This window comes from Klebsiella sp. C239 (genome assembly GCF_048822715.1).
Classification (GTDB): Bacteria; Pseudomonadota; Gammaproteobacteria; order Enterobacterales; family Enterobacteriaceae; genus Klebsiella; species Klebsiella quasipneumoniae.
The window spans coordinates 13834-26597 of record NZ_JBMEZK010000017.1 but is presented as its reverse complement, the minus strand read 5'-3'; the positions used below and the strand labels follow the sequence as shown (position 1 = coordinate 26597).

General features: G+C 51.1%; 10 protein-coding genes. 2 read left to right on the top strand and 8 right to left on the bottom strand.

Going from position 1 to position 12764, the window contains the following annotated elements; genetic code table 11:
• Nucleotides 1-29: 29 nt before the first annotated feature.
• A complete protein-coding gene (pcoB, locus tag ACOI6Z_RS25715) occupies nt 30-920 on the bottom strand; it encodes a copper resistance outer membrane transporter PcoB (RefSeq protein ID WP_001378118.1) in 891 nt (296 codons plus the stop codon).
• A 5-nt stretch (nt 921-925) separates the two neighbouring features.
• Nucleotides 926-2743 carry a multicopper oxidase PcoA gene (gene pcoA / locus ACOI6Z_RS25710; RefSeq protein WP_000925242.1) on the bottom strand — a complete coding sequence of 606 codons (1818 nt, stop codon included), beginning with the start codon at nt 2741-2743 and terminating at the stop codon, nt 926-928.
• A 233-nt stretch (nt 2744-2976) separates the two neighbouring features.
• On the opposite strand from pcoA, the gene ACOI6Z_RS25705 reads away from it, so the two are divergent.
• Both ACOI6Z_RS25705 and ACOI6Z_RS25700 read left to right on the top strand, forming a co-directional pair.
• Nucleotides 2977-3426 (top strand): copper resistance protein, encoded by a 450-nt coding sequence (locus ACOI6Z_RS25705; protein ID WP_001023257.1) that lies wholly within the window; start codon nt 2977-2979, stop codon nt 3424-3426.
• Between the two features lie 288 nt (nt 3427-3714).
• The gene (locus ACOI6Z_RS25700; protein WP_004118669.1) at nt 3715-4452 is read left to right on the top strand and encodes a peptidoglycan DD-metalloendopeptidase family protein; all 738 of its coding nucleotides are present in this window, start codon (nt 3715-3717) and stop codon (nt 4450-4452) included.
• 33 nt (nt 4453-4485) lie between these two features.
• Here the strand turns inward: ACOI6Z_RS25700 and ACOI6Z_RS25695 are convergent, their stop codons facing one another.
• From ACOI6Z_RS25695 to cusF, 6 genes are all read right to left on the bottom strand, one after another.
• Nucleotides 4486-4683: a DUF2933 domain-containing protein gene (locus tag ACOI6Z_RS25695; protein ID WP_000843497.1), complete on the bottom strand. Its 198-nt coding sequence runs from the start codon at nt 4681-4683 to the stop codon at nt 4486-4488.
• A 40-nt stretch (nt 4684-4723) separates the two neighbouring features.
• Entirely contained in the window at nt 4724-7171 is a 2448-nt protein-coding gene (gene silP / locus ACOI6Z_RS25690; protein WP_004098955.1) for an Ag(+)-translocating P-type ATPase SilP, read from the bottom strand.
• Nucleotides 7172-7297: 126 nt separating this feature from the next.
• Entirely contained in the window at nt 7298-7738 is a 441-nt protein-coding gene (locus tag ACOI6Z_RS25685) for a DUF411 domain-containing protein (RefSeq protein WP_000758228.1), read from the bottom strand.
• A gap of 86 nt (nt 7739-7824) precedes the next feature.
• The gene (gene silA, locus ACOI6Z_RS25680) at nt 7825-10971 is read right to left on the bottom strand and encodes a Cu(+)/Ag(+) efflux RND transporter permease subunit SilA (RefSeq protein ID WP_004098958.1); all 3147 of its coding nucleotides are present in this window, start codon (nt 10969-10971) and stop codon (nt 7825-7827) included.
• Between the two features lie 10 nt (nt 10972-10981).
• Nucleotides 10982-12274 carry a Cu(+)/Ag(+) efflux RND transporter periplasmic adaptor subunit SilB gene (gene silB / locus ACOI6Z_RS25675; RefSeq protein WP_004098959.1) on the bottom strand — a complete coding sequence of 431 codons (1293 nt, stop codon included), beginning with the start codon at nt 12272-12274 and terminating at the stop codon, nt 10982-10984.
• Between the two features lie 113 nt (nt 12275-12387).
• On the bottom strand, nt 12388-12741 hold the full coding sequence (gene cusF / locus ACOI6Z_RS25670; RefSeq protein ID WP_001246153.1) for a cation efflux system protein CusF: 354 nt from the start codon (nt 12739-12741) through the stop codon (nt 12388-12390).
• Between the last annotated feature and the right edge of the window lie 23 nt (nt 12742-12764).

Genomic DNA, 12764 nt, shown 5'->3' with positions numbered 1-12764 from the left:
TGTTTAGTTGAGTGTTTTATATCAGTGCGTTAAAACCAGATTCTGGCTCCCGCCAGGAATACTACCTGATGGTCTTTCTCACCTTCTCTTTTCGCCATATCGGATGTTTTCCCGTAAAGTTGATTCCAGGAAACGCCTATATAGGGTGCAAACTCACGGCGTATTTCATAGCGCAGCCGGAGCCCCAGCTCTGTGTCAGTCAGTCCCCTGCCGCGACCCCGCGATTCATCATCCTGACTGTAGAAATTCACCTCATAGGATGGCTGGAGTATGAGCCGGTTAGTCAGTAAAACGTCGTATTCTCCTCCCAGACGAAGGGCTGCTTTTCCGCCATTACTGACAAAACCCGTAATTTCAGACTCAAAATTATAGAGTGCCAGCCCCTGAAAACCGACAGCAGCCCAGGTCCGGGCAGAAGCAGGTCTGAAATCCTGCCTGACACCCGCAACCAAATCCCACCATGGGCCAACCGCATGTCCCCAGAGTAACTGCGCTTCAGCCGCCTCCGTTTCCCCATTGCTTCGTTCACCTTCACTCTTTAGCCAAATCCGATCTGTGTCGCCTCCAATCCAGCTGTTAACACTCCAGCTGAAATTGTTGGTGTTATCCGACCGTTGCCATTCCAGTTGATCCAGCAGAACCAGATAATTAATCGCACTGTCGTGAATCGCATGCCCCTGTAAATTGCCGAATGCAGCCTTCCGGTCGGCATCGGTAACAGGCGGAATTGGCGTTCTGCTCTCAGTTACAATGGGCTCCATTGACGTCATCTCAGTGAAATTCTCATCTGCTGGCATCTGCATGGCAGACATGTCGTGCCCGGCGTGGGGATCTGCAGAGACGGAGCCCGCCGCAATAGAAAGCTGTGAGGTAAACAAACCGGCGACCAGAACAGGTATGGCCTTCAAATTTCTCTTCATTCGCATCATTCCTCCACCCGGACTTCACGAAACATTCCCATTTCCATGTGATAGAGCAAATGGCAGTGATACGCCCAGCGGCCAAGCGCATCTGCTGTCACTCTGTAACTGCGTTTTGTACCAGGGGGAACATCTATTGTGTGTTTACGAACCATGAAATTACCGTTTTCATCTTCCAGATCGCTCCACATACCATGCAGGTGAATGGGGTGAGTCATCATGGTATCGTTGATCAGCGTGATCCTGAGCCGCTCACCGTATTTCAGCAGCACCGGTGCGGCATCTGAAAACTTGATTCCGTTAAATGACCAGGCAAACTTTTCCATGTGGCCGGTTAAATGCAGTTCTATGGTACGGCCAGGTTCACGTCCGTCAGGATCCTCAAAGCGGCTTTTCAAATCCGCGTACGTGAGAACCTTTCTTCCGTTATTTCGAAGACCAATACCCGGATCATTTAATTTCGGAGAGACGCTCATCGCCTGCATATCAACCAGTGGGTTATCCGTTTCTGACGCAGGATGACTTTGCATACCCGGCATTCCGGCCATCCGGGAATGATCCATACCGGCCATGCTGCTGTGATCCATGGGCGCGGAGGATGTCCCGCTATCCGGAAGGTCAGCACCGTCCATAGACATCATCTCTCCGCTGTTATCCATGCCTCCCATCTGGCTGTGGTCCATTCCTGCCATATCATGTCCCATTCCCCCCATACCCATATCTTCCATGGTCAACAGAGGACGGGGATCGAGGGGGGGAACGGCAGCACTTAACCCTTCTCTCGTGGCCAGTGTCCCTCGAGCGTAACCGGTCCTGTCCATGGATTGTGCGAAGATGGTATAGGCCTCACCCTGAGGCTCCACAATGACATCATAGGTTTCGGCAACGGCAATCCTGAATTCGTCAACGGTAACCGGGTTTACATACTGGCCATCTGCAGCCACGACCGTCATTTTCAGCCCGGGGATACGGATATCGAAATAGGTCATTGCCGAGCCGTTGATAAACCGTAAGCGTATCTTTTCACCGGGACGGAACAGTCCGGTCCAGTTTTTCAGCGGGGCCTGCCCGTTCATGAGATAGGTGTAGGTGTAGCCACTGACATCCGCGAGGTCAGTCGGATTCATTTTCATTTCAGCCCACATTTTCCGATCGGCAATGGTGGCTGACAGCCCCCTGGTATTCACGTCGCGGAAAAAAGAGCCAACGGTTGGTTTATTGAAATTGTAGTAATCCGACTGTTTTTTTAATTTTTTCAGCAGGCTGTGAGGATTTTCATCGGTCCAGTCAGACAACATGACCACATGCTCACGATCGTAAGCAAACGGTTCTGGCTCCCTGGCATCGATGATAATGGCACCGTATACCCCCTCCTGTTCCTGCAGACCGGAATGGCTGTGGTACCAGTAAGTCCCGTTCTGCTTAACCTTAAAGGTGTAAACGTAGGTATCATCAGGCTCTATGCCCATAAAACTCAGCCCCGGAACACCATCCATATTGGCCGGAAGAATAATGCCGTGCCAGTGAATGGACGTCTGTTCATTAAGACGGTTTTTGACCTTCAGGGTAATGGTGTCACCTTCTTTCCAGCGAAGAACGGGCCCCGGCAGGCCTCCATTGATTGTTTTGGCCTGACGCTCACTGCCCGTGATATTGACGGCCGTTTCACCAATGGTCAGGTCAAACTGAGTACCCTGCAGGGATGCGGCAACTGGCAGGCTCAGACTGGAACGCGCATTGAAACTCCATACGCCAAGACTTCCGGCTACGCCAGAGAGGGTTAACCCCTTCAGGAAAGTTCGTCGAGACGTTTTCAACAGCATGCGCATTCCCTTATTTAAAGTATGGTTACTGACAGAATTCGAGAACCGATTTAAATTAAATTACTGGTTCATCCACTTACAATGAAATGAATCTAGCACACCTTAAGAAACAAATTCATTACAATCGTGTAATGTACGTGGCTGTATTACATTTACGTCATCTTCCCCACAGGTTGATTTTTTTATATATGATCATAAGGACATCTTTTATGTACCTCAGAAGGTAATTACACATGAATATATTAATCACGACCACTGCGTTTACAGCTTTATTTTGTGGGGCAGCTTTTGCTCAGTCCAGTGATATTGCCCATGAAGCACATCGATTTGTTAATAATGCCTCAGCCGTCAGTCATGTGAACTCCTCGACGCATGAAAACTTACCGGACAGGGTTAATAAAAACAACACGCCCTCATTCTCTGAAATGAATGAACATGAAAGGGCCATTGTTGCTCATTCATTTATGAACAACAGCGCGTCCTATGCGCATCAGAAAATGATTGAGGAACATAAAAAAATGCTGTCCGGCAGTGATGCAAATTCAAAGACCTCGTCTTCTTCTTTTAACGAACTGAATGCCGGAGAAAAAGCCGCTCTCGTGCATGAGCAGGTCAATAATGCCGGTGCGGAAGCACATCAGACGCAGGCAAGAAAGCTTCGCGGGCTGTATTCGACCAGGTAACTGCAGGCGGGTTAGAGCTTAGCGTCAGGTGCGCAGCAGGGCTTTACTGACGGGTTACGTAGCAGGACATGAGCCCCATATTGCTCTGCCGTAACCTGTTTCAGTCCCGTTAATCATCACCGTCGGGCTGGTCATACAGTTCCCAGAGCTTCAGGAGCAAACGGGAAACAAGATATGTTACAAAAATGACGACCATCAACGGTGCTCCCGATTAACTGACAGATGACACGCCTCCTGAAAACCCCTAGCATACGCCGCAGTGTTCATGCTAACGGCGAATTCCAGTAAATGTATTCTACCGATGTCGTAAAAGAAAATGCCTACCTTTCAGCCACCCGCTCGGGGCTGGAATCGAACGAGATCGCTACTCTTCAGCGCTCCTTGCCTTCCCGGTTTAATCTGCGGCATTTGAAAAAAAATGAATCATTAAAACTCGTACTGCAAAAGAAAGCGGGAAAATCACGTGTCGTGGCCTATAAATTTACGTCCGGTTCATTTAATTACACGGCGTATCGTATATCAGATAAAAAGTTCTATAACCTTTCCGATACTTCCGGGAAAGGCAGTCTCGATTATCCGTTACCGGCCACAGCAAGACTCAGTTCGCCTTTCAATCCTGCAAGACTTAACCCGGTATCGGGAAAAGTGAGTCCCCATAATGGCATTGATTATTCCATGCCCATGAACACGAAAATAGTCAGCGTCATCGACGGAAAAATCACCCGGGCCGAATACAACAGCACCATGGGATATTTTGTTGAAGTAACAGGAAAAGCCGGTGTTAAAACTCGCTATCTCCACCTCAATAAAATACTCGTTACTAAAGGGGCCAGGGTTACCCGGGGAGACGCTATTGCGTTATCCGGTAACAGCGGACGTTCATCCGGTCCTCATCTGCATTACGAGCTGGTCATCAATAACAATCCTGTTAACTCACTGGCGTTCCGGGCAGCGGCACCCGCTGATAACAAACTTGAACAGCATGCCTTTGCGCATGCCAGAGACTACGAACGATACCTGGACTGATAACGGGGCCGCGACGCGGCCCCGTCTGCCGGATTAATTTTTTTTATCGTTTTCACTTCCTTGATGTTGATGATCTCCATGCCCTCCGTGGCCGTGGAAAAGATGCATTAGCGGGCAGACCAGCAATAACAGATATGGCCAGTAACCTGCCACATGTGACCAGTGTTCGCGCAGGAGGGCAAATGCCGCAATCGCGGCGACAGCAATAAGCGCATAGGTGGTACTTTTCATACCGGACTCCTTCTGTTAGTAACAGACCCTTCATTCAGGGTTATTTCCCGAGCCTGACACTTTTCAGACGCAACGCATTTGCAATGACGCTAACGGAGGAAAGGGCCATAGCCGCCGCCGCAATAACTGGCGACAGCAGTATTCCATACACAGGATAAAGCAGACCTGCAGCTACAGGCACCCCAAGAGCATTGTAGATAAACGCAAAAAACAGATTCTGCCGGATATTTTTCATGGTGATTTCTGACAGATGACGGGCCCTGTTGAGTATCATCAAATCGCCTTTGAGAAGGGTAACGCCAGCACTTTCTATTGCCACATCTGTACCCGTTCCCATGGCTATACCCACGTCAGCCGCTGCCAGCGCCGGGGCATCATTCACACCGTCTCCGGCCATCGCAACCACATGGCCAGACGCTTTCAGTCGGGTTATCACTGCTTTTTTGCCATCCGGCAGAATCCCGGCTTCAACCTCATCTATTCCCAGTTTCCGTGCGACTGCTTCAGCAGTAAGCTGGTTATCCCCGGTGAGCATAACAATGCGGATCCCCGCCTGACGCAAAGCTTTAAGCGCATCCGGCGTGGTTGCTTTCACGGGATCCGAGATAGCTATCAGGCCTGCAAGGTTCCCGTCTGTGGCCACATAGATAACGGTAGCGCCTTCCATCCGCAACGTATCCGCAACGGCCTTTTGATTATCAATAACGATACTGTTTTCCTGCATAGCCAGTTCATTACCAATAACAACCCGTTGACCTTCGACATCGCCTGAGACACCTTTCCCCGACGGGGCATTGAAATTACTGACGGCAGGTATCACGATCCCCTTTTCATGCGCGGCTCTGACAACAGCCATACCCAACGGATGCTGCGAACCTTTTTCCACTGCAGCTGTTACACGTAAAAGAGATATTTCCCCACCCGGACTGAGACTGATAATCCCTGTCACCGTAGGCGAACCTTCCGTGAGCGTGCCTGTTTTGTCGACAACCAGCGTGTCCACTTTTTCAAGACGCTCAAGGGCTTCGGCATTCTTGATTAACACCCCGGCCTGGGCGCCTTTGCCCACCCCCACCATTATCGACATCGGCGTGGCCAGTCCCAGCGCGCAGGGACAGGCAATAATCAGGACCGACACAGCCGCAATGAGACCGTGCGCCATCCTGGGCTCGGGCCCCCAGACAGACCAGATCAAGAAAGCAACAACCGCGATAAGTATCACCAGAGGAACAAACCAGCCTGAAACGCTGTCTGCCATTCTCTGGATGGGGGCACGCGAACGCTGTGCATCAGCGACCATCTGAACAATTCGTGAGAGCATCGTTTCATCACCGACTTTCTCTGCACGGATGATAAGACTACCTGTCTGATTAATCGTCCCCCCAATGACAGGGTCACCCTTCGTTTTGGTAACCGGCATAGACTCCCCGGTCACCATCGATTCATCAACGGTTGTTTTGCCTTCGATCACGATACCGTCGACCGGAATACTCTCTCCAGGTCTGATGCGGAGCTTATCGCCAGGCAGGACATCTTCCGCATTAATATCCGTTTCATGACCGTCATGATCCAGCCGTCTGGCGGTTTTGGGGGCAAGGTTCAGAAGCGCAGTAATGGCGCCTGAGGTTTGTTCCCGTGCCCGCAGCTCAAGAACCTGTCCCAGCAGAACAAGCACCGTAATAACTGCTGCGGCTTCAAAATAAACGGCCACCAGGCCATCCATGTTTCTGAACGATGCAGGAAACCAGGAGGGGAAGACGGTTGCAATGACGCTGTAAACCCAGGCTACGCCGGTCCCCATTGCAACAAGGGTAAACATATTCAGGGAGCGGTTACGTAACGACATTCCGGCCCGGGCGAAGAATGGCCAGCCACACCACAACACGACAGGGGAGGCCAGAAGCAACTGCAGCCATGTGTTGTACTGTGGCGGTACTGTATTCCTCAAGTCGGGAAACAGATGAGATCCCATTTCGAGTACCAGAACCGGAAACGCCAGCAACAACCCCAGCCAGAAGCGTCTTGTCATGTCGTGAAGTTCATCACTCGGCCCCGTGGATGCCGTAGCTACGAGCGGCTCCAGTGCCATTCCACAGACAGGACAGCTTCCGGGACCACTGCGGCGTATCTCCGGGTGCATCGGACATGTCCACACACCTTCAGAATTCTCTTTTTCCGCCTGGTTGTGAGGCTGTTTTATCTGATCAGGGCTGACTTCGTGATGATCGTGGTGATGGTGATGGGAATGTTCACTGGCATCTTCGGTAAGATAACGATCGGGATGGGCTTTAAATTTACTCTCACAGCTGGCGGAGCAGAAATAAAGTTGGTGGTCCTGGTATCGAATGCTGCTGTGCGCCCTGTCGGGCAGGATGGCCATCCCGCACACGGGATCTCTCACCTTATGCAATACGTGGCCCTCGTCCGGGGATAATGTCTGCTCAGAAGCAGTCTGGTTGTTGTGTTGCACTGCATTGTCATTTTTCACAGTAACTCTCCTTATGCATACCGAAGCATCTTCTGTCTTCAGGGTATGTCATGGATGCGATTACCACGAATATCGCCGGCACAGGAGTGCCTGCTACCGGCGTCCCGTTATCAGCCGTTCCGCTGACTATTCGATTCGCTGGAAGACTTTTTTACTTCCATCCGGTGAGAATGCGATAACATCGTAAGCCTCTTTTCGGGCTCCCATCTCCATTCCAGGACTTCCTGCTGGCATACCGGGGGTGGCGAGACCGTATATACCCGAACCAGACTGCATTGCCTTATGTATCGTTGTCGCAGGCACATGGCCTTCAATGATCAAATTACCGGCAACCGCGGTATGACAACTTCGTAGTCCTGCAGGAATAGCATGCTTTTCTTTCAGGGCTGACAGCGCCTGATCATTCATGACGTGAGTTCGTACTTCAAACCCGTCTTTTTCCATCGCTTTGCCCCACAGGGAACAACAGCCACAGTTTTCAGATTTGTACATATCAATCACTTTTTCACTCGCCATCGCGGGTAGTGAAAGGCCGAGAGCCAGCGCCATTAGAACCACTTTTTTCATACTCACCTCTGTATATTATCGATATAAACCCTGACGTCAGGGTGAATCAGTAAAGAAGGACACCCACAGGGGGTGCCCTTTCAGGTTCAGGACACGCTTTTTTTATGTCTGCGCAGCCAGATTAATTTGTAGGCGGCAGGAATAATGAACAGGGACAGCAGCGGAGCCGTGATCATCCCACCAATCATGGGTGCCGCGATACGGCTCATGACTTCTGAACCTGCACCGGTTCCCCAGAGTATTGGCAGCAGACCCGCAATGATCACCGCCACGGTCATGGCTTTCGGCCGGACACGCAGTACGGCACCATGATAGAGGGCTTCATCAAGGCCTTCCGGTGTGAACGTCTCTTTACGGGACAATTCCGGGTGCGCTTCAATGGCATGACGCAGATACATCAGCATGACCACGCCAAACTCTGCTGCCACCCCGGCCAGGGCGATAAACCCGGTTCCGGTCGCCACTGACATATGGAAGCCCTGCCAGTACAGGAACCATATCCCGCCAACCAGGGCAAACGGCAGGCTCATCAGAATAAGTAAGGCCTCATCAGCCCGGCGGAATGCCAGATATAACAGGATGAAGATGATCATCACCGTCATCGGTACCATCAGTTTTAATTTCTTATTGGCGTGCTCGAGTAATTCAAACTGTCCTGAGAATGCCACACTGGTCCCCGGTCTCAGTTTCACTTTCTCACTGATGGCCGTCTTAATATCGTTCACCACCGACACCATGTCCCTGCCGCGGGCATCAACATAAATCCAGCTGGCTGGCCGGGCATTTTCGGTTTTCAGCATGGTTGGTCCGGAAACGACCTTAATATCGGCAACATCGCCCAGCGTAATTTGCTGCTTCATTGGGGTCAGGATTGGCATCTCTCTCAACGCCTGCGGACTGTTACGGTAATCCTGCGGATAGCGAATGTTAATAGGGTACCGGGCCACGCCTTCAACCGTCTCACCCACCATAGCCCCACCGATTGCTGAAGAGACGAACAGCTGGACGTCGCCCACAGTCATCCCGTACCGGGAAGCTTTCTCCCGGTTGATATCGATATCGATGTAGCGCCCGCCCTCAAGTCGCTCAGCCAGGACAGACACCACGCCAGGCACGGTTTTGGCTACCGCCTCGATACTCTGCGCCGTCGCGTCGATATCGGACAGAACAGTCCCGGACACTTTGATACCTATCGGGCTTTTGATCCCGGTTGAGAGCATATCAATACGGTTACGGATAGGCGGCACCCAGAGGTTTGCCAGACCCGGTAAACGGACTGTCCTGTCGAGTTCATCAATAATCTTGTCAATTGTCATGCCGGGACGCCACTGATCCTCAGGTTTGAGCTGGATCGTGGTTTCCACCATTTCGAGCGGCGCGGAATCCGTTGCGGTCTCTGCTTTACCGGTCTTGCCAAATACAGAAGCCACTTCAGGAACGCTTTTGATTAACTTGTCTGTTGTCTGCAGGAGCGCTGCAGCTTCTGCCGGAGAGACGCCAGGCAAGGTCGACGGCATATACAGCAGATCGCCCTCGTTAATCTTCGGCAGAAATTCACCGCCCACCTGACTCAGTGGCCAGATAACCGTGAAAATGGACAAGGCCGCAACCAGCAGGGTTGTTTTTGGCCAGTGGAGGACCCGCAGCAGCAAAGGATGATACGCTTTGATCAGCACCCGGTTCAGGGGGTTACTTGTCTCGGCAGGAATTTTCCCCCGGATCCAGAATCCCATCAGAATAGGAATGACGATGATGGCCAGTGCGGCCGCTCCCGCCATGGAGTACGTTTTCGTGAATGCCAGCGGGCCAAACAGACGACCTTCCTGCCCTTCCAGGGTAAAGATAGGAATAAAGGACAGGGTGATGATCAGCAGGCTAATGAACAACGCGGGTCCCACTTCCACGGAGGCGTCGGTAATCACCTTCCAGCGGGTGGCGTTGTCAATCTGCTCACCCGGATGCTGATGATCCCACTCCTCAAGCCGTTTGTGCGCATTTTCAATCATCACAATGGCGGCATCCACCATCGCACCGACGGCAATCGCTATCCCTCCCAGCGACATGATATTGGCGTTCAGTCCCTGGAAGTGCATGACGATAAAGGCGATACACAGGCCAAGTGGCAGAGAAATAATCGCCACCAGGGCAGAACGGACATGCCAGAGGAACAGTGCGCAAACGACAGCAACAACGATAAACTCTTCAAGAAGCTTGTAACTGAGGTTATCAATCGCCCGGTCGATTAACTGGCTGCGATCGTAGGTGGTCACGATTTCAACGCCTTCCGGCAGGCTGGCCTTCAGCGTCTCCAGTTTATCCCTCACTGCCGTGATAACGTCGCGCGCATTTTTACCCGACCGCAGGATCACCACGCCGCCAGCGACTTCTCCCTGGCCGTTCAGCTCGGCAATACCACGCCTCATTTCGGGCCCGGTCTGCACGCGGGCAACATCCCGCAGATAAACCGGCACGCCGTTCTCACCTGTTTTCAGGACGATGTTATTAAAATCATCAATGCTCTGAAGATAACCGCTGGCACGGACCATATACTCCGCTTCGGCCATTTCAACGGATGAGCCACCGGCCTCCTGGTTAGACGATTCAAGTGCCTGTTTCACTTCGGGCAGGCTGATACCGTACTGGGACAGTTTTACCGGATTGACCTGAATCTGGTACTGTTTCACCACGCCGCCAACCGAAGCGACCTCAGCCACGTTCGGGATGGTTTTCAGCTCAAATTTCAGGAACCAGTCCTGCAGAGAGCGCAGTTCTGAAAGGTCGTGTTTTCCGTTGCGATCGACAAGGGCATATTCAAAAATCCAGCCCACACCCGTGGCATCAGGACCGATTTCAGAACTCACACCGGCAGGCAGTTTTCCCTGAACCTGATTCAGATATTCCAGCACGCGGGAACGGGCCCAGTACAGATCGGTGCCGTCTTCAAAAATGACATACACATACGAATCCCCGAACTGTGAAAAACCACGCACGGTTTTTGCGCCAGGTACGGACAGCATGGTGGTGGTAAGTGGATAGGTGACCTGGTTTTCTACAATCTGCGGGGCCTGGCCGGGATAGCTGGTTTTGATAATGACCTGTACATCTGACAGGTCAGGCAAGGCATCGACCGGCGTGTTAATAATCGTCCATGTACCCCAGATGCTGAGAAACAGGGCCCCCATCATGACCAGGAAACGGTTGGCGACAGAGCGCCGGATAATCCATTCAATCATCGTCGTCTCCTCAGTGCCCTGAATGCATATTTACAGGCTGGTCAGACATTGCTGGCATACTGCTTTCTGTTTTTTCAGGGTGGCGCATACGTTCCAGCGCGCCCGTAATATTGGCTTCGGAGTCAATGAGGAACAGGCCACTGACCACCACGGTATCGCCTTCATTCAGGCCGGAACCGATGCCGGACTGTTGCTGTGATTCATGCAGAACGTGGATCTGTTTCGGCACAAACTTGCCTTCATCATCAACAGTAATCACGCGCTGTTCTTTGCCGGTATCGATAACGGCCTGGCTTGGTATCAGCAGCATCTCCTGGCTCTTGGTATTCAGTTTCAGATAGGCATTCATGCCCGGCTTGAGAAACTCATCCTTATTAGAAACCTGGAGACGGACCTGAAGCGTACGGGTTGTCTGATCCACGCTGGGAAGAATGTTCCATTTTTCGACATGGAATGTTTTATCCGGATAAGCCGGTACCGAAATTTCAAACTGCGACGTATCTTTCAGCAGATATGCGATAGATTCTGGCACTGCAGCGCTGATCCAGACCGGGTCCATCCCCTGAATCTGAGCCACTACTTTATCTTTCGAAATATTCATGCCGGTGCGCAGGTCAAACGCAGTAATGACACCATCAATAGGTGCTTTAATGGTAAAACGGGTCTGGATTGTGCGGGTTGAACGCAGCCTTTGAATATCCTCTTCCGGCATACCAGCCAGACGAAGTCGCTCCAGAACCCCTTTTATCTGGGTTGACGTACCGCCTGTACCGGATAACAGCAGGAACTCACTTTGTGCCTCAACCCATTCAGGAATGGTGATATCGATAAGCGGAGTGCCTTTCTTCACATGATCGCCAATCGTCAGGGGATACACTTTTTCGACGAAACCGTCAGAGCGCGCCTGCACAATGACAAACTGATACTCGTTGTAACTGACATTAGCCGGGATTGTCTGGGAATAATTCAGCATTCCTCGCGTGACTTTTTGCGTTTTTAATCCCAGATTCTGAACCTGCGTTGGATCGATACGGATCCCGCCACTGCTTTTATCGCCACTTTCATCAGCATATTTCGGCACCAGGTCCATATCCATAAAGGGAGATTTTCCGGGTTTATCAAATTTGGTATCCGGTTTCATCGGGTCATACCAGAAAAGTACCTTTCGCTCCGGTGCCTTTTGTTCGGTTTGTACTGTTTTTTGTGATGAGTTTACATACTGCCAGGCAGTAACCGATATCAGCCCCCCTGCTATGAGGCTGCTGATAATTATTGCAGCATATTTTATCTTTAAAGAAGCCATACAATTTCTCGCTGAAAAATCAAAACACCTGGCATATGCGCCCGATCATTCATTCACAGCAATCCCTTAATGAATGTTCAGGCGCACTGGATGTATTCGCTCCGGACTGATAATCAGGATTGCGTAACGTTAATGCTTTTGAGTAAGGAGATATTGCCCTGCTGAATAAACGAGAAATCGACATGGTTGCCGGTTTTCAGGGCATTGATAGCGTCGTCTGCATTAACAAAAGTGAAGCGCATGGTCATTGCAGGCCAGCCCACAGCAGGGATTGCTTCGTGCGAAATGGTAATCTTTTTACTATTCATATCAATGTCTTTAACGACACCGGTGCCCTTGATAACCTGCTGTACCGAAGCATCACTGGCAGCATTCATATCGCCATGCTGATGTGTTTCAGCATGAAGACCGGCAGAAAACATGACAGAGAAGGCACCAAATAAAACGGCTTTAAGTGAATTACGCATTTTTAATTTCCTGATTAATTAAA